Here is a 19,729-nt window from a genome sequence, read left to right on the forward strand (position 1 = left end):
CGTGTAGGGCTGAGGCCCTGCGTCAGCCCGGGGTGAGGACGCAGAACTCGTTGCCCTCTGAATCGGAGAGGCACACCCACGGCACATCGCCCTGGCCGACGTCGGCGTCAGTGGCGCCCAGAGCCCGCAACCGGGCCACTTCTGCCGCTTGATCATCACCGGGGTAAGGCATCAGGTCTAGATGGACGCGGCCACACACGGTCTTCACGTCGGGCGTGCGCAGGAACTCCAGATACGGCCCGACACCCGTGGCGGAACGCAGTCTCGCATGATCGTCGGTCACCTCGTGCAGAGTCCAGTCCATCGCCTCGCTCCAGAACCGGGCCATGGCCCGCGGATCCGCACAGCTGACCACCACGGCGGCGATCGGCCCGGTATCCCGGTAGATCGATCGAGGCTCCAGCACGCGGAACAGGTTGCCCTCGGGGTCGGCCAGAAGCGTCCACGGCACATCACCCTGGCCCACGTCGGCGGGCGTCGCGCCGAGCTCCAACAGGTCCGCGACCAGCTCCGCCTGATGGGCCACGGAGGTGGAGGTGAGTTCGAGGTGCGCGCGGTACTTTACCGTCTCGGGGTCCGGGACGGTGACGACATCGACGCAGATGGCGACGGGGTCCGGCCAGACGAAGCCCACGGGTTCAACATTGGTCACACCGGGGCCCTCGCTGGAAACACCCCAGCCGAGCGCCTCGGCCCAAAACCGACCGAGCGCGGAGTCGTCCCGAGCCTTGAAATTCACCTGAACAAGTCGCAGCGCCATAGCGCCCGATCCTATCCAGTTCCTCCCCGATATGGGAGGAACGCTCAGCGCCGGCTAGGGCTTTTGCGCCCCGGCACGAAACATCCGTACGGCGTCGCGCATCGAAGCGCGGGCACGCTTGCGGTCGCCGGCGGCATCGTAGGCACAGCTGATCCGGAACCAGGACCGCCAGTCGTCGGGCGCAGCTTCGGCCTCGGCGCGGTATTTCTCAAATTCGAGGTCGGCGGCTTCGCGGATGATCCGGCCTGCAGGCGTGCGCGGCAGCGTGTCCTCCGGCAGTCCGCCTTCGGCTTCGAGGATCTTCGCCAAACGCTCGGTGCGGGCACCGAACAGCAATTCCCGGACCAGGGCCCACGCTCCGATGACCGGCAGCACGAGGTAGGCGACACCGATCGCCTTCGCCACGAGGTTTTGGTCCGACATCAGGAGTAGGGAGCGCTCAAATGACACCACCAGGTAGAAGACAAGCAGAAGGGTGACGGCTCCCACCCAGATCTTGGTGCGGTTCGCTTTCAGGGCGCTCAGGGCTGCGGCCATCGGGCTCAGAGCCCCAGGTCCAGGTAGCCGTCGAGCCCCACGGTGAGGCCGGGGTGTGCGGCGACATTGCGGATCCCCAGCAGCACGCCGGGCATGAAGGAGGCGCGGTCGAAGGAGTCGTGGCGGATGGTCAGCTGCTCCCCCGGGCCGCCCAGCAGGACCTCTTGATGCGCGACGAGGCCGCTGAGCCGGACGCTGTGGACCCGGACGCCCTCCACGTCGCTGCCACGGGCGCCCTCGAGTTCCGTGGTGGTGGCGTCCGGGCTGGAAGGCACGCCGGCGGCGGTGCGCTCGGCCGAGATCAGCTGCGCCGTGCGCACAGCCGTGCCGGAGGGGGCATCTACCTTGTCAGGGTGGTGCAGTTCAATGATTTCAACGGACTCGAAGTACTTCGACGCCTTGGCGGCGAAGGCGGAGGCCAGGACCGAGCCGAGGGCGAAGTTCGGGGCGATGAGGACGCCGACTCCGGGCCGGTCGGCGAGGAGCTCCTCCAGACGGGCAAGCCGGCCGGCATCCCAGCCCGTAGTGCCGACGACGGCGTGCATGCCGTGTTCGACGGCGAAGCGGACGTTCGCTTCGGTGCTTTCGGGAACGGTCAGGTCCACCACGATCTGCGCGCCCGAGCTGACGAGCGATTCAAGGGAATCGTTGCGGCCAAGGGCCGCGACGAGCGTCAGGTCCGCGGCGGCGTCGATGGCCTTCACGGCCTCGGCGCCCATGCGCCCGTTGGCGCCCAGCACGGCGACGGAGAGTTGTTCGGTCATGCCATCAACCCTACCGCCGGGGCCGTTGCCCTCTGGAACCGGCGGCCTTGAGTTACACGGCCGTGCGCCTACTCGCCGGCCCCGACCCATTCGACGGTGCCGTCGGCGAAAAACTGCTCTTTCCAGATGGGCACCTGGGCCTTGATCCGGTCCACGAGTTCGGCGCACACCTCGAAGGCCTGGCCGCGATGCGCTGCGGAAACGGCGCAGACCAGGGCGGGGTCGCCGATCTCGAGCATGCCAATCCTGTGCGCGGCCCAGATCCGCACCGGCTGCTGACGCTGTTCAGCGCCGCCGTCATCCGAAGATCCGTCGGACGCCGGGCCGCCGGCCGGGACCGAGTGTTCCGCCACGAGCCGGGCGACGACGTCTGCCATCACCTGGTGCGCCGTCGGGTGGGCGCTGTAGCTGAGCCGCGAAACCTGCTTGCCGCCGTCGTGGTTCCGGACGACGCCGCTGAAGCTGACCACCGCGCCGGCGGTGTCCGATTCGACGGCCGCAATGGCCTGGTCCACCGAGATAGGTTCGGCGCTCAGGACGGCGTGCACGACTTCAAATCCTGTTTCAGTGCCCATGACTGCCTTCCAGCTGGTCGCAAAGATGTCCAAGGATGGGATCGAGCACGCTCAGGCCATCCATGACGCCCTTCGGTGATCCGGGCAGGTTCACGATGAAGGTCTGGCCAGCCGCGCCCGCGTGGCCACGGCTGAGCATGGCCATGGGCGTCTTGGCTGTCCCGGCGCTGCGGATGCCTTCCATGATGCCCGGGATTTCCCGGTCCAGCAGGGGCAGGGTCTCCTCGGGGGTCGCGTCGGTGGGGCTGAGGCCCGTGCCGCCGCTGGTAATGATGACGGCCGGCTGCTGGCTCAGCAGGGCACGCAGCGCGGCTCCCACCGGAGCCCCGTCCGGAACCACCAGGGCCGGGAACGGCTCAAAGCCGTGTTCGGTGAGCCAGTCGACGATGACGGGCCCCGTGAGGTCCTCGTAGACGCCGGCGGCCGCGCGGGTGGAGGCGATCACGACGCCTGCCTTCCGGCCGGTGGCTTCGCCGTGGCGGTGCGGTTCGGGCATGTTCATAAGGTCCAGTCCCCGCTCTTGCCGCCACTTTTGGCGAGCACTTTGATATCGGTCAGGACCGCGTGCTTGTCCACGGCCTTGATCATGTCGTAGACGCTCAGTGCCGCAACCGACGCCGCGGTCAGGGCCTCCATCTCGACCCCGGTGACGCCGCGGGTCTTGACGGTGGCAAACACCGTGACGGAGGCGGTGTCGAGCTCGAAGTCGATGGTGACCTTGGCGATCGGCAGCGGGTGGCAGAGCGGGATGAGATCCGGTGTCTTTTTCGCCGCCATGATCCCGGCGATGCGGGCAACGGCCAGGGCGTCCCCCTTCGGGAGCTCGCCGCCGCCGAGGAGCGCGAGGACCTCCGCCGTGCTGCGGACGGTCGCGGTGGCCGTGGCTTCCCGGGTGGACTCCGCCTTGTTGGACACATCAACCATCTGGGCCGTGCCATCGTGGCGGAGGTGGGTCAGGCGGGTGTTGTCCCCTGCGCTATTTTCCGCTGTGCTGTTTTCCGCTGGCGCGGGAGTTGCCTCAGCGTTCTCTGCTTCATTCACAGAATCCATACTTCCACTTCATCGCCCGCAGCGAGAGCCGCTGTGCCCTCGGGAACGTGGACCAGGGCGTTGGAACGGGCCAGTGCGTGCACCAGGTGTGAGCCGGCACCGCCCTCCAGCCGGACCGTGCCGTCCGGAGCCAGGGTGCCGCGCCGGACCTGGTGCTTGCCGGGCGGGGAGGTCAGCGCCTCGACCAGCCGGGCCCGGACGGCGGGCCGCGGCGCGGGAGCGCCGAAGAGTTCGGTGAGGACGGGGCGCAGGAACATTTCAAATGACACGAGGCAGCTCACCGGGTTACCGGGGAACCCCAGCACGGGGACGCCGTCGAAGCTGCCGATTCCCTGCGGTCCGCCGGGCTGCATGGCCACTGCAGTGAACTCGACGTCGTGTCCGGCCATGGCCTGGCGGACCACTTCGTAGGCGCCCTTGCTGACACCACCGGTGGTGACGATCAGGTCCACGTCCGGGGCGTGCCGGCGCAGCAGCAGGGCGAGCTCATCCGGCCGGTCCGTGGAAATGGCCGTCCGGGTGACCTCGAGGCCGGCCTGGCGCATGGAGGCTTCGAGCAGCGTGCCGTTGGAGTCGAAGATCTTGCCAGGTCCCAGCGGGCTGCCCGGTTCCACGACTTCGTCGCCGGTGGTGACCAGCAGGACACGCAGCGAAGGACGGACGGGCACGTCCGTGAAGCCCATGGCCGCCAGGAGTCCCAGCTGGCCGGGGCCAAGGAATGTCCCGGAGCCGAGGGCGGGCTCGCCGGAGCGGATGTCACTGCCGATGTCGCGCACAAACGTTCCGGCAGCCGTGGCCGGCAGGCGGACCGTGGCGGACTCGCCGGGCGCGGGGAACGAATCGGGCACTGCCTGTTCAATGGGCACGACGGCGTCGGCTCCGGCCGGCATCATGGCTCCGGTCATGATCGGCGCGGCGGTGCCGACGGCTAGTTCCGCCGGTGCGGCGCCGGCCGGAACAGGCGCGACGACGCGCAGTTCCGTGCCGCCGTCGGGCACGTCGCCGCTGCGGATCGCGAAACCGTCCATCTGCGAGTTGGCAAAGGGGGGAAGATCCAGCGGTGCCACGATGTCGACAGCGAGTCCCCGGCCCAAGGCTTCAAGCAGCGGGAGCCGTTCCACCCGGTCATCGGTGCGGAGCGGCGCGAGCAGGGCGCGGACCTTGTCCCGGTGCGCTTCCACGCTGACGTGCCTTGTCTCGGTGCGGTGCATGCGTGTCCTGACCTTTGCTCAGCTCACTAGGATTTCACGTCAACTCTAACCGTGTGAAAGCCGGTGGCCCCGCTCGGCGCGACGGGGGCGGACTCCTCCACTTGCGGGACGCCCTCGAGGTCCGTGGCCCGGACCTGGACCTCGTACCGGCCCGGAGTCAGCGGAAGCGCCAGCTTCCATTGGTACCATGTGTCCTTCGAAATGCCCGGGGCGAGCTCGGCCTGTTTCCAGTCGCCCCGGTTGACCCGCAGCTCCACCGTGCCGATGCCCGTGTGCTGGTCCCACGCGACCCCGCCGAACACCACGGTCCCTGCCGTCACGCTGCGCCCGTCCTGCGGCACGTCGATGCGGGACGAGGTCTTGATGGGCCCGCGCTCGCTCCAGCCGCGGGGCGTCCAGTAGGCGACATCGTCCGCGTAGCGGGTCACTTTCAGTTCGGTGACCCACTTGGTGGCCGAGACGTAGCCGTACAGCCCGGGCACGATCATCCGGACCGGGAAACCGTGCTCCAGCGGGAGCGGTTCGCCGTTCATTCCCACGACCAGCAGCGCGTCGCGGCTGTCTGTGAGTGCCTCCAGCGGCGTCCCGGCCGTCCAGCCGTCCGTGCTTCGGGAGAGCACCATGTCGGCTCCGGGCTTGGGTCCGGCCATGGCGAGCAGTTCGCGGACCGGCCAGCCGAGCCACTTGGCGTTGCCGATCAGGTCTCCGCCCACCTCGTTGGAGACGCAGGCGATGGTCACATGGCGTTCTGTCAGGGGTTTGGCCAGAAGGGTGGCGAAGTCGAGTTCAATCTCGCGTTCCACCAGGCCGGTGACCTTCAGCGTCCATTGCGCCGGGTCCACCAGAGGCACGCGCAGGGCGGTGTCGATCCGGTAGAAGTCCTTGTTGGGGGTCACGAGCGGTCCGAGGCCGTCCAGCCGGATCTCGGCGCCCGCGGGGATGGGCGGCGCCGGTGAGGCGGCCGTCGGGATGGCCAGCTTGCTGCGCACGTCACTGACGACGGCGGCGGCTCCCCTGAGGGTGGACGCGAGCACACCCGCGACGGCGGCAACCGCAGCGGTTCCGCCGAGGGCCAGCAGGAAGCGGCGCCGGGCAGGTCCGACCTCGCCGGCCGGAGGCTCGGCGGCCCGCGCGGCGGCAGCGGTTTCCGGCGGGGAAGTCTCCGCGGCCGGGGCCACCACCGGGACAGGCTGCGCCGCCGCCCGGGTTTCGGACGGGTCGGGCTCCGGCGGGACCGTCGCCGCGGCCGGCTCCCCGTCCGTGGCTCCGTCCGGGGCTCCGTTCGGGTCGGGCAGCCACGTCTCGAGTTTGCGGATGAGCCAGCGCAGCAGGGCGATCCCCACGAGTGCCACCAGCACCGGGACGGGGATCGCGTTCGCGGTCAGGTCGGCCCGGCTCAGGACGGCCACGAGGCCCACGGCGCCGAAGACCGCGATGACGGCCACCCCGGCGAATCGGCGCCGCACTTCCAGGACCCCGGACAAGGCGGCGAGCGCGGCGATGACCAGTGCCATGCCACCGAGGAGTGCCAGTTTGTCCGCGGTACCAAAGACGGAGATGACCCATTCTTTGACGCCCGGCGGGACGGCATCGATCACTGCCCCGCCCACGGCCGTCACGGGAGAAACTGTGGGGCTCACCAGGCTGGCCGTGAGTTCGCCGAGCACCACTGCGGTCCCGACGGCCACCAGTCCGGCCGCGGCGGCCCACAGGTCCCGCGTCCGCCGGTCCTTCGAACGGTCTTGCCCGGGCCGGCCTTGCTTGGACTGCGGTTGCTTGCGTGGCGGTTGCCCGGCCTGTCCCTGCTGCACCTGCGTTCCAGCGCGTTGCTCCTGACCGGTGATTTCCTTATCCATGGCCTTGCCCGTGTCCTCATCCGTTGCTTGGGCCGTGTCCTGGTCCAACCGCTTGTGCATGTCCTTGTCCATTTCGGCCCCCTGTTCGTCCAGGCCCGCGCCGCGGTTCACTGCGTGCGTCCGGTATGGAGCGTCTCGTCCGCCGGGTCCGGCGGACGCCTGTCCTGTTCCCCGCCCGCCGAGGACGCGCCGGGAGCGAGGCCGCCAGCGGACGGAACGTCCGCCGGGGATGGCCGAACCGCCGTCGCGTGGCCGGAGGCCTCCTTGGCAGGGACCTCCTGGCCGGGAAGCAGCAGCGAGAAGCGGCATCCGCCGTCGACGTTCTCCACGGTGACGGTCCCCTCATGGGCCTTGACGATTCCGGCGACGATGCTCAGGCCAAGCCCGGCCCCGCTGTAGCGCAAGGTGCCTGCCGGCTCGTCCGACCCTGGCACCCCCGCGTCGTCCGGAGCGGGCAGGCGGCTCGCCGGGCGCCGGGCGGGATTCTTTTGCCAGCCGGTCTCGAAGACATGCGGCAGGTCCTCTTCGGGGATCCCGCCGCAGCCGTCGGTGACAGCGACGACGGCCCGGTCCCCTTCCCGCCCCACTTCGACGGTGACGCGGGAGCCCGGCGGGCTGTGGACGATGGCGTTCAGCACGACGTTCCGGATGGCGCGTCCCATCGAGGGGCCGTCGGCGAGAGCCAGGCACTCGCGCCGGCCGCCGCCGTCGAGCGTGACGCCATGCTGCTGCGCTAGCGCGGCGAGGTCGGCGATGGCGTCGCTGGCGAGGTCGTACAGGTCCAGCGGCTCGGCTTTGAGCCGCATGGTCCCGGCATGGATCTTCGACAGTTCCAGGAGGTCGTTGACCATGCCCGCCATGAGGTCCGTCTGAGCGATGATCTTGCGGTAATAGCCGGGGACATCCGATGCCATGCCGTCTTCCAGCGCCTCGGTCATGGCCCGCATGCTCGCCAGCGGCGTCCGGAGGTCGTGGGAGATCCAGCTGACGAGTTCGCGGCGGGCGTTCTCGACGGCGGCCTCCCGCTGCCGGGACGCCTCCAGCTTCCGGCTGCTGGAGTCGAGCTCCGCGGCGAGGGCGGCCAGTTCGTGGCTCATCACCGGGGACTGGATCCCCGGGCTCTCGCCGCGGCCGATGCTCCGGGCGGCTTCGACCAGGTCCCTGGCGTTCCGCGACACCCGCGATCCGAGCACCAGGGCGATGGCAACGGCCACCGCAGAGGCCACCGCCAGGACGTACCACATGACCTCGAGGTCCCGGGCCGAGATGAACATGGCGTTGAAGGCGCTGACCATTCCGGCGACCAGGACCGCCACGGCGGCGAGGACCACCACACAGATCTGCACCGCGAAGGAGGCCTTGCGCAGCGGTTTCAGCACGAGCAGGGATGCGGCCCCGATCACGGCGCCCCATGCCACGGCCCAGCCGATGATGGTCAGGAGTTCAGAGGTCTGCACCGGCGGTTTCTTCCTCGTCGCTGGGGTCCAGCCGGTAGCCGACGCCCCAGACCGTTTTCAGGATGGCGGGGCGGGTGGGGTCGTCCTCGATCTTCTCGCGCAGCCTGCGCACGTGGACCGTCACCGTCGAGAGGTCACCGTAATCCCAGCCCCACACGGCCTTCATGAGCTCTTCGCGGCTGAAGACCTGGCGGGGACGGCGCAGCATGAAGGCCAGCAGGTCAAATTCCCGCGCGGTCAGCGCCAGGGGCCGGCCGTGGCGGGTGACCGTGCGCGCGGCCGGGCTGAGGTCGAAGCCGCCCACTTCAATGGAGGGCTCGGGACTGAATTCGGGAATGCTCCGGCGCAGGACCGAGCGGACGCGCAGGACCAGTTCGCGGGGCGAGAACGGTTTGGTGACGTAGTCGTCCGCGCCGGCTTCCAGGCCCAGGATCCGGTCGTCCTCGGTGCCCAGGGCCGTGAGCATGATGACCGGGACACTATGTGCTGCCCGCAGCCGGCGGCAGACTTCCACGCCGTCCAGGCCCGGCAGCATCCGGTCCAGCAGGACAAGGTCCGGGCGGCGTTCCGCGGCCAGGCGCAGGGCCGTGAACCCGTCGCCGGCGAGGACCACCTGGAATCCCGCCTGGACGAGATAGTCTCGGACCACCCCGGCGATGGTCGGCTCGTCTTCGACGAGGAGGATGCGCCGGTACTCCGTTGCATCCGAGGCCTGCTGGGTCGTGTTCACGCTTCCAGCATAGGTTCGCGGCCGCGCCGCGGGCAGGCATCCGAAGCCCTGCCGGACATCGTTCCCGAAGACGTAATATCCCTGCCGTCACGCGGCTGTGACGTCTGCCGCGGGGTGGCGTAGCCTGACTCTATGACAGTTCAACTGGGTATGCCCCAGCCCCGCGAGGCAGGCAGTCCCGGAACAGGCACGCCTGCCGCAGCCGCGCTGTCCGGGCGCCCGCACGGCCTGCCTGCCGGGCTCGTCGATCGTTACGGCCGCCGTGCCACGGACATGCGCTTATCGCTGACGGACAAGTGCAACCTGCGCTGCACGTACTGCATGCCGGCCGAGGGCCTGGAGTGGCTGTCCAAGCAGGCGGTGATGTCTGCCGAGGAGATCGTGCGGATTGTGCGGATCGGCGTCGACATGCTGGGCGTGCGCGAACTCCGGCTGACCGGAGGCGAGCCGCTGGTGCGCGCGGATCTGCTGGACATTATCTCCGCGCTCCGCCGGGCCCACCCTGAGCTGCCGATCTCCATGACCACCAACGCCGTCGGCCTGGACAAGAAGGCTGCCGGGCTCAAGGCTGCCGGACTCTCCCGGATCAATGTCTCCCTCGATTCCCTGCACGAGGAAACCTTCGCCAAGCTGACCCGCCGCCCCTTCCTGGACAAGGTCCTCGCCGGCGTGGACGCCGCCTGGGCTGCGGGCCTGGGTCCGGTCAAGCTCAACGCCGTGCTCATGCGCGGCATCAACGACGTCGAGTCGCCGGCCTTGCTGGCCTGGGCGCTGGACCGCGGCTATGAGTTGCGCTTCATCGAGCAGATGCCGCTGGATGCGGACCACGGCTGGACCCGCCGGAATATGATCACCGCTGCGGAGATCCGCGGGCTGCTCTCCACCGACTACGTGCTCAGTTCCGACCCGCGGGACCGCGACGGCGCCCCGGCGGAACGGTTCGAAGTGCGTGCACGCGTTCCCGGCACCGGCGAGGCCACCGGCCCAGTGCTCGGCACCGTGGGCATCATCGCCTCCGTTACGGAGCCATTCTGCTCAGACTGCCGCCGCACGCGCATCACTGCCGAAGGCAAGATCATGAGCTGCCTGTTCTCGCGCGAGGAAGTGGACCTGCTGGGGCTGCTGCGCGAGGGTGCAAGCGACGAACGACTGGCCGAACGCTGGCAGGATGCCATGTGGATCAAGCCCAAGGCCCACGGCATGGACCATGTGGGGCTCGACGCCCCCGACTTTGTCCAGCCGGACCGCAGCATGAGCGCCATCGGAGGCTGACTTTTTCGTGAACGTACGCTACTTCGCTGCCGCGCGCGCTGCCGCCGGCGTGGATGAAGAACGCTTCGACCTCGCCGACGGCGACACCCTCGCCGCGCTGCTTGAGGCGATCCTCGCCGTCGAACGCCCCGAGCCGCCGGCCGGTACACCGCCGCTGGCACGCATCCTGTCCCGTTCCAGCTTCCTGCTCAACGAGGTGGCCGTGCGTGACCATGCAAAGACGCTCCAGCAGGCCGACGTCGTGGACGTGCTGCCGCCGTTCGCCGGAGGCTAAGCCTCAACGGCCCGACGCATCGGCTAACCTCAGGCCGTGATGGAGGCGCCTTCGGGGACGCGACGGCAGACGGTGGTCATAAAGGTGGTGAACTCGCTCGCCTTGCCCAGGCGGAGCCCGGCAGCGTGCGTCAGGACGCCGCCGTCCACCCGGAAGGTGTGCCGCGCGGTGCCGCGGTCGCTGCGTCGTTCCACGGTCAGGGTGCCGGCTTCCCAGCTCGCGCGCGCGGGCGCCTCGGGCGGCAGCCCCATGCTGTTGACGTGGTACCAGAAGGTGTCGGGGCGATCCGGGTCCATTGTGAAGACACCATGACCTTCGGAGCGGGATCCGTCTTCATCCGTGTGGCGGTAGCTCTGTGTCACAGCCAGCCCGGCGGCCGCGGGAGAGAAGATGATCTCGGATTCCGCGCTGCGCGCCGGACCCCATGCGGAGGCCTCCCAGTGTGTGGTCCCCGTCCACCGGCCCAGGAAAGGCTCTAGCGCCGCGCATGCACTGCCTGGCAGCGGCCGGTCCACAGTTCCTCCCATGCGGAGTTCCTCCCGAGTGACCCCGCCACCATCATCACGCCGTGCCTGCGCCGGTGTAAAGACCGGCGATTTACAAAGCTAGAGCCCGAACGTCTCGGTTTCCTCAAACGGACCCACCACCGTGACGGTCCGCGGCGCGGCCGCGAGCTGACGGGCGAGCTCCTGGACTTCCGCTGCGGTGACGGTTTTGATCTGGCGCAGGGTCTCGTCGATGTCCTGGTACTCGCCGGACACCAGCTCCGCGCGGCCCAGCCGGGACATCCGGGAACCGGTGTCCTCCAGTGCCAGCACGATGCCGCCGCACAGCTGTCCCACTGCCTTGCGGAGTTCCTCGTCGGAGATTCCGTCCGAGGCCAGCTTGTCCAGTTCTGCGCCGAGCAGCTCGATAACCTGCCGGACCTTCGACGGCGTGCAGCCGGCGTACATGCCGAAATAGCCGGCGTCGGCGTACGAGGAGGCGAAAGAGTAGGTGGAGTAGACGAGTCCGCGCTTCTCGCGGACCTCCTGGAAGAGCCGGGACGACATGCCGCCGCCAAGGACGGCGTTGAGAACGCTCATGACGAAGCGGCGGTCGTCCGTGGCGACCAGCGACGGGCACCCCATGATGATATTGGCCTGTTCCACGGGACGCTTGACGACGTGCAAGCCGGCGGTGCCGGTGATGTCCGCGCGCTCGGTGGAGCGGCGCTGCACGGGAGCGGCAGCGGGCTCAAGGTTCCAGCCGGCGGAGTGCAGGGCATCCACCACAAGCCCGCAGACGACGTCGTGGTCCAGCCCGCCGGCGGCGGTGACCACGAGCTCGTCGGGACGGTAGTAACGGCGGTAGTGGTCCCACACCGAGTCGCGGGCCACGGCGCGGATGGCTGCCGGGGTGCCGCCGATCGGGCGGCCGAGGGGGTGGGATCCGAGGACGGCGGCGACAAAGTGCTCATGCGCGACGTCCGTGGGGTCGTCGCTGTCCATCGCGATTTCCTCGAGGATGACGTCGCGTTCCTGCTCCATCTCCTGCGGGTCCAGGACGGCCCCAGTGATCATGTCGGCGATGACGTCGATCGCCATGGGGAGGTCGGTGTCCAGGACGCGGGCGAAGTAGCAGGTGCTTTCCTTCGCGGTGGCGGCGTTTGATTCCCCGCCGACCTCGTCGAAGGCCGAGGCGATTTCCAGGGCGGTCCGGCGCTTGGTGCCTTTGAACAGCAGGTGTTCCAGGAAGTGGGTGGAGCCGTGCTGCCCGGGGGCCTCGTCGCGTGAGCCCACACCGACCCAAAAACCGATGGTTGCCGACCGCTGGCCGGGCATGGCTTCGGTCAGCACGCGGACGCCGCCGGGAAGGACCGAGCGGCGAACCTCGGAACCGCCGTCGGCTCCGTGGATCAGGGTGTCTGCGTGCTGATTCTGCTCAAGCGGCAGGGGGACGACTGTCATCAAGACCTTTCCATAAACCATCAAAATAATGCGTCAAATCTGCCTGCCATCGTACCAGCGGGCCACTCCCCCGGCGGCTGCTCCCTGGACATAAGCAGGAACATCTGCAGGGACACCTACGAGGGCTTTAACCATCGGCGGGGCCGGTGGATGATCCACCGGCCCCGCCGTTTGGTCAGGAGAGACTACTCTGCTGCGGCGTCCGCGGAGACCTCAGCGCTGTCTGCGTCCTCGGAGCCTGCCTCGTCGGCCACAACGGGCGACAGGGAGAGCTTGCCGCGGTCGTCGATCTTGGTGATTTCCACCTGGATCTTCTGGCCGACGGAGACGACGTCCTCGACGTTGTCCACGCGCTTGCCACCGGCGATCTTGCGCAGCTCGGAGATGTGCAGCAGACCGTCCTTGCCCGGGGTCAGGGAAACGAAGGCGCCGAAGGTGGTGGTCTTGACGACCGTGCCCAGGTAACGCTCACCGATTTCCGGGATCTGCGGGTTGGCGATGGCGTTGATCGCGGACCGTGCTGCGTCGGCAGACGGGCCGTTCGTGGCGCCGATGTAGACAGTTCCGTCGTCCTCGATCGAGATGTCGGCTCCGGTGTCTTCCTGGATCTGGTTGATCATCTTGCCCTTCGGGCCGATGACCTCGCCGATCTTGTCTACCGGGATCTTAACCGCGATGACGCGCGGCGCGAACTCGGAGAGCTCGTCCGGGGTGTCGATCGCGGAGTTCAGGACGTCCAGGATGTGCAGGCGGGCTTCGCGGGCCTGCTTCAGGGCGGCTGCCAGGACGGAGGCCGGGATGCCGTCGAGCTTCGTGTCCAGCTGGATGGCCGTGACGAACTCGGAGGTACCGGCAACCTTGAAGTCCATGTCGCCGAAAGCATCTTCGGCGCCGAGGATATCGGTCAGGGCGGCGTAGCGGGTCTGACCGTCAACCTGGTCGGAGACCAGGCCCATGGCGATGCCGGCAACAGCGGCCTTCAGCGGCACACCTGCGTTGAGCAGGGACAGCGTGGACGCGCAGACGGAACCCATCGACGTCGAACCGTTGGAGCTGAGGGCCTCAGACACCTGGCGGATGGCGTAGGGGAATTCCTCGCGGGAGGGCAGCACCGGCATGATGGCGCGCTCTGCGAGGGCTCCGTGACCGATTTCGCGGCGCTTCGGGGAACCGACGCGGCCGGTCTCGCCGGTGGAGTACGGCGGGAAGTTGTAGTTGTGCATGTAGCGCTTGCGCGTCACGGGAGACAGCGAGTCGATCTGCTGTTCCATCTTGAGCATGTTCAGCGTGGTGACACCCATGATCTGCGTCTCGCCGCGCTCGAAGATGGCCGAGCCGTGAACGCGGGGCAGGACCTCAACCTCGGCGGTGAGCTGGCGGATGTCCGTCAGGCCGCGGCCGTCGATGCGGATCTGGTCCTTGAGGATGCGCTGGCGCACAACCTGCTTCGTGACGGAGCGGAAGGCTGCGGACAGCTCCTTCTCACGGCCTTCGAACTGGCCGGCCAGGGAAGAGGTGACCTCGTCCTTGAGCTCGTCGGAGGCGGTGTCGCGTTCCTGCTTGTCGGCGATCTGGAAGACGGCTGCCAGCTTCTCGGCGGCAGCGGACTCGACGGCGGCGTAGACGTCGTCCTGGTAGTCCAGGAAAACCGGGAACTCGACGGTCGGCTTGGCGGCGCGGGCCGCCAGGTCGGACTGTGCTTCGCAGAGGGCCTTGATGAACGGCTTGGCGGCCTCAAGTCCTTCGGAGACAACTTCTTCGGTCGGGGCGGTGGCGCCCTGTTCCTTGATGAGGTTCCAGGAGTTGTCGGTGGCTTCGGCTTCAACCATCATGATGGCGACGTCATCGCCAGCAATGCGGCCGGCAACGACCATGTTGAAGACGGCGTTCTCAAGCTGGGAGTGCTTCGGGAAAGCAACCCACTGCGAGCCGTGCTCGTCGGCGACGAGGGCAACGCGGACGCCGCCGATCGGGCCGGAGAAGGGCAGGCCGGAAAGCTGGGTGGACATCGAGGAAGCGTTGATGGCTACGACGTCGTAGAGCTCGTCCGGGTTGATGGACAGCACGGTGACGACGATTTGGACCTCGTTGCGCAGGCCCTTGACGAATGCGGGGCGCAGGGGGCGGTCCATGAGACGGCAGGCCAGGATGGCTTCCGTGGAGGGGCGGCCTTCGCGGCGGAAGAACGAGCCCGGGATACGGCCGGCAGCGTACATGCGCTCTTCGACGTCGACCGTCAGCGGGAAGAAGTCGAAGCCTTCACGCGGGTGCTTGCCGGCGGTGGTGGCGGACAGCAGTGCGGTCTCTTCATCGATGTAGACCATCGCTGCGCCGGCGGCCTGCTTGGCAAGACGGCCGGTTTCGAAGCGGATTACACGCTTGCCGAAGCGGCCATTGTCAATGACTGCTTCTGAGAACTGGATTTCGGGACCCTCCAAGAGAGTCACCTCCGTTTCATGGTTCACGGAGCCCAGCCGCATCAACCCAGCCCAGCATCTGTCTACTGGCCTGCACTGCACCCGGTCATCGATCGAGACCCACGGGCCGGGCTTCAATCCTTGAAGCCGTTCCCGGGAATCACTACCGAGGACCGCGAATGCGTGATGCGGTTGATCCTCCTGTTTAGTTTTGTCCTGAAGAAGGCGGCCCTTTCCGGTCCGGAAGGGGCCGCCCCTTAAAGCTGACTAGCGACGCAGGCCGAGGCGCTCGATGAGCTGACGGTAGCGGGTGATGTCAGTGTTCTTGAGGTAGGTGAGCATGCGCTTGCGACGACCAACCATGGCCAGCAGACCGCGCTGGGTGTGGTAGTCGTGCTTGTGCACCTTCATGTGCTCAGTGAGATCCTTGATCCGCTGAGTCAGGACTGCAACCTGGACCTCCGGCGAACCGGTGTCGCCCTCGGACGTTGCGAATTCCTTGATGATGGACTGCTTTACAGCGGCTTCAAGTGCCACGTTAACTCCTAGAGATGTGCCGTGAGGCCCGAAAACAGTACTTCACTGCCGGGGGTGCCGTCCCGGAATACCCTGCCGAAGCCAGGTATCCCGTACACAACAGGAACCAGCCGCCACGGACTGCAGCCGGATCCAACGTTTAGTTTAGTGGCACGTCCGCGATCTTGTCGAAACCGCCTGCCGTGCCAGCCGGCGAAGGGGCTCAGTTCTCCGGGCCCGAAAGCAGCTCCCGGATGGCAGCGACGCCGCGGTACAGCTCCTCAAAGGAGGTGCTGAGCGGAGACAGCCCGATCCTGATGCCCTGCGGGGCACGGAAATCGGGAATCACGTCCTGATCCCACAAGGCGGCCGTCATTTCACGGAAAGCAGGGTGGTCGATCGTCACGTGGCTGCCGCGCAGTTCGGGGTCCCGCGGGGTGGACAGCTGCACGCCGGCCGGTGCCAGCCAGGCGTCGTAGAGTTCGAGGGCGAAGGCCGTCAGCACCCGCGACTTCGCGCGGAGCGCGGCCATGCCCACTTCCTCGATCAGGTCCAGTGTGCCGCGCATGGCGAGCATCCCGAAGATGGCCGGGGTGCCGCTGAGGAAGCCTCGGATGCCGGGAGCGGCCTCGTAGCCGGGACCCATTTCGAACGCGTCCTTGCGTCCCATCCAGCCCCAGATCGGCTGCTGCAACCCGGCCAGGTGCCGGTCGTTGACGTAGGCGAACGCGGGCGAGCCCGGTCCCCCGTTCAGGTACTTATAGGTGCAGCCTGCCGCAAAGTCGACGTCGGCGTCGTCCAATGCGATCTCCACCGATCCGGCGGAGTGGCAAAGGTCCCACACCACCAGGGCGCCGGCGTCGTGGATTGCGGCGGTGACGGCCGGCAGGTCGGCGAGGAAACCGGAACGGTAGGCGATCTGGCTCAGGACCACGACGGCGGTGGCCGGCCCCGTCGCGGCCCGCACCTGCTCGACGGTGACGCCGGAGGCGGGATCGGCGTCGATCCAGCGCAGGGTCAGGCCCCGTTCGCGGGCGATTCCCTCCACCAGATAGCGGTCGGTGGGGAAATTGTCCGTGTCCAGGACGATTTCGGTCCGGGCCGGATCTGTGACGGCGGCCAGGGCGGCGCGGATCAGCTTGTACAGCACCACGGTGGTGGAGTCGGCAATGATGGTCTGTCCGGGCGCCGCACCGAGCACCGCGCGGCCGAGCTGGTCGCCGATGGCCTGGGGCAGTTCGAGCCACTCCTCATCCCAGCCCCGGATCAGGCGGCCGCCCCAGCTGTCCTGGATGAAGGTGCTGATGTCGGTGATGGTCCGTTTGAGCGGCCGTCCGAGCGAGTTCCCGTCAAGGTAGGACAGGTCGGTGTCCGTGCCGACGAAGTGTTCCCGGTAGTTTGCGAGCGGATCCGCGGCATCGAGGTCGCGGGCGCGCTGCCACAGGGCGTCGGTAGTGTTGCCTGCGGTCTCCGCATTGATCGCGTTCACTGGCCGATCTCCGTCCGCACTGCGAAGAGCTCCGGGAAGAAGGTCAGTTCCAGGGCCTTCTGCAAGAACGCGGCCCCGCTGGACCCGCCGGTGCCGGCCTTCATTCCGATGGTGCGCTGGACGGTGCGCAGGTGGCGGAAGCGCCAGAGCTGGAAGTTGTCCTCGAGGTCCACGAGTTCCTCGCAGGCCTCATAGGCACCCCAGTTGTCGGCGGCGTTCTCGTAGATGTACTTGAACACCGGAACCAATTCCGGGCAGAACTCGTGGGCCTTGGTGACGTCGCGTTCCAGCACGGAGGCCGGGACGTCGAAGCCCTGGCGCTTGAGATACGCCAGGAAGTCGTCGTAGATGCTGGGGGCGTCGAGCAGTTCGCGCAGCATTTCGTGGGCCTCGGGGTCCGATTCGAAGACCGGAAGCATCTTGGCGTTCTTGTTGCCGAGCAGGAACTCGACCGCCCGGTACTGGCTGGACTGGAACCCGGACGAGTTGCCGAGGAAGCCGCGGAACTGCGAGTACTCGGTGGGCGTGAGGGTGGCCAGCACGGACCACTGCTCGGTAAGGGTCTTCTGGATGTGCTTGACGCGGGCGATCGCTTTGAGGGCGGAGCCGAGGTCGTCAGAACGCAGCCAGGCGGCGGCGCTGCGAAGCTCGTGCAGCACCAGCTTCAGCCACAGCTCCGTGGTCTGGTGCTGGATGATGAACAACATCTCGTCGTGGTGTTCCGGGGTGCTGACAGGCTGCTGGGCGCTGAGCAGGGTGGGCAACTGCAAATAGGATGCGTAGCTCATCCGCGTGCTGAAGTCGCGGACGATGTCCCTGTCCAGCTCCCTCGTGTTCTTCTCGATGGTCACGTCTCTTGCCTTCCTTGCCGCCTGGCTGTGATTCAGCGCGCGGCTCCAGTGAGTCAGAACGCCGTCGGCGCGGGGTTGGACGCCGGTCCGGCCCCGCTGTCAGCGGGCGAACAGGATGTCATGGGCCTGGACGACGTCCAGACGCATCTGCTCCACCAATGCCTCAGGCCCACGGTACGCCACCATGCCGCGCAGCCTGGAGACGAATTCCACCACAACTGTCTGGTCGTACAGATCGAAGTCCTCTACGGACTCCTCCGGGCGGTCGATCACGTGGGCTTCTACCTGACGGCTCACGCCGTCGAACGTGGGGTTGGAGCCCACGGAGATGGCCGCAGGCCAGCGGGTCCCGGCCTGGTCCACGAGCCAGCCGGCGTAGATGCCGTCCGCGGGAATGTACCCGCTCGCCGTCGACGCCAGGTTTGCCGTGGGGAAGCCAAGGTCGCGGCCGCGTGCGGCACCGTGCACCACCTCGCCGCGCATCCGGTGCGGTCTCCCCAGTACGGCAGCGGCGGTGGCAACGTCGCCGGCGCGGAGGGCCTCGCGCACCCACGTGGACGAACAGCGGCGGTCCGTGCCGGCGTCGTCGTGGATGGGGAAGCCTTCAGAGCCGAACTCACTGATGACCAGCACCTCGAAACCGAACTTCCTGCCCAGTTCCTGCATGGTGGAGAGGTCGCCGGAATTGCCGCGGCCGAACCGGGCATCGTGGCCGATCACCACGTGGCTCGCTTTCAGGGCGTCCACAAGGACCGTGGAGACAAATTCTTCAGGTGTGTGGCTGGCGAGCTCCAGCGAGTACTTCATCACCAGTACGGCATCGAGGCCGAGCTCACCCAGTGCCACGAGCTTGTCCTCCAGCCCCATGATCAGCTCGGGAGCCGATTCCGGACGGTGCACCTGCGCGGGGTGCGGATCGAAGGTGATCGCGACGGCGCGGGCGTGGTTCAAGCGGGCGGTGCGGATGAGCTGCGACAGCACCTGCTGGTGGCCGCGGTGCACGCCGTCGAAATTGCCGAACGTGACAACCGAAGGACCAAAGTCCGACGGGACTTCGGACAGATCGTTCCAGATGTGGACCATCAACCTCGCCTTTTGCTGCCTGCCATGAACTCTTCCGGAGGGACCGTGCCGGCTCCGGAACTCTCTAAGATTACCCGCAATCCGGGCAGCCTCCGGACGGCGCACGCGGCTTCCGGGGCAGCCTCGCGGGCACGGCCGGTGCGCCGTTCGGCGGGAAGCCGATTCAAAGGCATCGTGGCGACGGCGTCAGCGCGCGTGGGGCCTATCGACCCAGCAGGAGCCTGCGCTGGCTGTCCCGGACCGCGTGGATGCGCCAGTTCCGCCAGTGCAGCAGTGCGGCGGCGACGATGAGCGGGACGTGGATCCCGGGCAGGTTTCGCGCGAACCAATGCGGCAGGTAGATATCCGTGACCGTGCCTTTGCCGTCGCCGAGGTCCCGCTCGACGGCGGTCAGCGGACAGTGGAAGCCGTTCGCGGCGAAGATCAGCGTCTCTACCGCGACCACGACGGCGGCAGCGCCCGCTTTCCGGTCGGTGCGGCCCCTGATACCCGTATAGAGGACGTAGGCCATGCAGGCCTCGATTGTGAACCAGGCGAAGGTGTGGAACGACTTCACTGCCCGCAGCAGCAGACGGCGTTGGTCCATGCCTCCACCCTAGACACGTATCGGCCGTTGTGACTCAGAGGCTTTCGGCCCGGGCCGCGGTTTCTTCCGCCAGCCAGGTTTCCAATTCCCTGGGCCGCCTGAAGACGATAACGCGCGGGGAACTCCCTCGGGCCGACGTTTGGCCTCCAGACTCCTGTCCGGTCTCCCGCCCGGGCACCAGGTCCCGGCTGGCCCCCAGGTCCCGCCCGGATTCCACGTCCCGGATGACGCGCCGCTTTGAATCGTCCCCGCCGAGTGACTCGCTCGGGTGACGCAATCACTGCCGGGGCATATCGGGGCGGAAGTATTTGTTGCGTCGGGGTGTTTGGCGGGGGTCGACGTGGGGTGGCGG

Annotated in this window: 20 protein-coding genes; 2 read left to right on the forward strand and 18 right to left on the reverse strand. The window is 67.8% G+C overall.

The genetic code is table 11. The features are described 5' to 3' along the window. Positions 1-22 precede the first annotated feature (22 nt). The 10 genes from C9424_RS15680 to C9424_RS15725 form a co-directional block, all read right to left on the reverse strand. The gene (locus C9424_RS15680; protein WP_116767830.1) at positions 23-760 is read right to left on the reverse strand and encodes a VOC family protein; all 738 of its coding nucleotides are present in this window, start codon (positions 758-760) and stop codon (positions 23-25) included. Between the two features lie 54 nt (positions 761-814). Then, positions 815-1,297, reverse strand: a complete 483-nt coding sequence (locus C9424_RS15685) for a hypothetical protein (protein WP_116767831.1) — start codon at positions 1,295-1,297, stop codon at positions 815-817. Positions 1,298-1,302: 5 nt separating this feature from the next. Beyond that, complete coding sequence (gene dapB, locus C9424_RS15690) at positions 1,303-2,061, reverse strand: 4-hydroxy-tetrahydrodipicolinate reductase (RefSeq protein ID WP_091249815.1); 759 nt, start codon at positions 2,059-2,061, stop codon at positions 1,303-1,305. 68 nt (positions 2,062-2,129) lie between these two features. Then, on the reverse strand, positions 2,130-2,636 hold the full coding sequence (locus tag C9424_RS15695; RefSeq protein WP_116767832.1) for a molybdenum cofactor biosynthesis protein MoaE: 507 nt from the start codon (positions 2,634-2,636) through the stop codon (positions 2,130-2,132). Next, the gene (locus tag C9424_RS15700; RefSeq protein WP_116767833.1) at positions 2,626-3,138 is read right to left on the reverse strand and encodes a MogA/MoaB family molybdenum cofactor biosynthesis protein; all 513 of its coding nucleotides are present in this window, start codon (positions 3,136-3,138) and stop codon (positions 2,626-2,628) included. The genes C9424_RS15695 and C9424_RS15700 overlap by 11 nt, the downstream gene beginning before the upstream one ends. Then, complete coding sequence (gene moaC, locus C9424_RS15705; RefSeq protein WP_116767834.1) at positions 3,135-3,686, reverse strand: cyclic pyranopterin monophosphate synthase MoaC; 552 nt, start codon at positions 3,684-3,686, stop codon at positions 3,135-3,137. Before moaC ends, C9424_RS15700 begins: the two co-directional genes overlap by 4 nt. Next, positions 3,674-4,897: a molybdopterin molybdotransferase MoeA gene (locus C9424_RS15710; RefSeq protein WP_116767835.1), complete on the reverse strand. Its 1,224-nt coding sequence runs from the start codon at positions 4,895-4,897 to the stop codon at positions 3,674-3,676. The genes moaC and C9424_RS15710 overlap by 13 nt, the downstream gene beginning before the upstream one ends. Positions 4,898-4,923: 26 nt before the next feature. After that, the gene (locus C9424_RS15715) at positions 4,924-6,825 is read right to left on the reverse strand and encodes a molybdopterin-dependent oxidoreductase (RefSeq protein WP_237563491.1); all 1,902 of its coding nucleotides are present in this window, start codon (positions 6,823-6,825) and stop codon (positions 4,924-4,926) included. A gap of 35 nt (positions 6,826-6,860) precedes the next feature. Further along, a complete protein-coding gene (locus tag C9424_RS15720) occupies positions 6,861-8,210 on the reverse strand; it encodes a sensor histidine kinase (RefSeq protein ID WP_116767836.1) in 1,350 nt (449 codons plus the stop codon). Then, positions 8,197-8,940, reverse strand: coding sequence for a response regulator transcription factor (locus C9424_RS15725; protein WP_116767837.1), 744 nt, complete (start codon positions 8,938-8,940; stop codon positions 8,197-8,199). The genes C9424_RS15720 and C9424_RS15725 overlap by 14 nt, the downstream gene beginning before the upstream one ends. A 132-nt stretch (positions 8,941-9,072) precedes the next feature. Between C9424_RS15725 and moaA the strand changes: the two genes are divergently transcribed. Beyond that, positions 9,073-10,212, forward strand: a complete 1,140-nt coding sequence (moaA, locus tag C9424_RS15730) for a GTP 3',8-cyclase MoaA (RefSeq protein WP_202615900.1) — start codon at positions 9,073-9,075, stop codon at positions 10,210-10,212. Positions 10,213-10,219: 7 nt separating this feature from the next. Continuing rightward, the gene (locus C9424_RS15735; protein ID WP_116767839.1) at positions 10,220-10,486 is read left to right on the forward strand and encodes a MoaD/ThiS family protein; all 267 of its coding nucleotides are present in this window, start codon (positions 10,220-10,222) and stop codon (positions 10,484-10,486) included. Positions 10,487-10,515: 29 nt separating this feature from the next. Here C9424_RS15735 and C9424_RS15740 read toward each other — a convergent pair whose 3' ends face one another. The 8 genes from C9424_RS15740 to C9424_RS15775 form a co-directional block, all read right to left on the reverse strand. Continuing rightward, complete coding sequence (locus C9424_RS15740; RefSeq protein WP_116767840.1) at positions 10,516-11,013, reverse strand: DUF1579 domain-containing protein; 498 nt, start codon at positions 11,011-11,013, stop codon at positions 10,516-10,518. A gap of 78 nt (positions 11,014-11,091) precedes the next feature. Next, positions 11,092-12,435 carry a M16 family metallopeptidase gene (locus C9424_RS15745; protein ID WP_116767841.1) on the reverse strand — a complete coding sequence of 448 codons (1,344 nt, stop codon included), beginning with the start codon at positions 12,433-12,435 and terminating at the stop codon, positions 11,092-11,094. Between the two features lie 185 nt (positions 12,436-12,620). Beyond that, positions 12,621-14,873: a polyribonucleotide nucleotidyltransferase gene (locus tag C9424_RS15750; protein WP_116767853.1), complete on the reverse strand. Its 2,253-nt coding sequence runs from the start codon at positions 14,871-14,873 to the stop codon at positions 12,621-12,623. 246 nt (positions 14,874-15,119) lie between these two features. Further along, on the reverse strand, positions 15,120-15,389 hold the full coding sequence (gene rpsO / locus C9424_RS15755) for a 30S ribosomal protein S15 (RefSeq protein ID WP_091249788.1): 270 nt from the start codon (positions 15,387-15,389) through the stop codon (positions 15,120-15,122). 202 nt (positions 15,390-15,591) lie between these two features. Further along, entirely contained in the window at positions 15,592-16,857 is a 1,266-nt protein-coding gene (kynU, locus tag C9424_RS15760; protein WP_116767842.1) for a kynureninase, read from the reverse strand. Beyond that, the gene (gene kynA, locus C9424_RS15765) at positions 16,854-17,708 is read right to left on the reverse strand and encodes a tryptophan 2,3-dioxygenase (protein ID WP_091249783.1); all 855 of its coding nucleotides are present in this window, start codon (positions 17,706-17,708) and stop codon (positions 16,854-16,856) included. Before kynA ends, kynU begins: the two co-directional genes overlap by 4 nt. A 99-nt stretch (positions 17,709-17,807) precedes the next feature. Next, complete coding sequence (locus C9424_RS15770; protein WP_116767843.1) at positions 17,808-18,791, reverse strand: bifunctional riboflavin kinase/FAD synthetase; 984 nt, start codon at positions 18,789-18,791, stop codon at positions 17,808-17,810. Between the two features lie 202 nt (positions 18,792-18,993). Further along, positions 18,994-19,377, reverse strand: coding sequence for a hypothetical protein (locus C9424_RS15775; RefSeq protein ID WP_116767844.1), 384 nt, complete (start codon positions 19,375-19,377; stop codon positions 18,994-18,996). Positions 19,378-19,729 lie beyond the last annotated feature (352 nt).

Source organism: Arthrobacter sp. H-02-3, from assembly GCF_003097355.1.
In the GTDB taxonomy this organism is placed as follows: Bacteria; Actinomycetota; Actinomycetes; order Actinomycetales; family Micrococcaceae; genus Arthrobacter; species Arthrobacter humicola.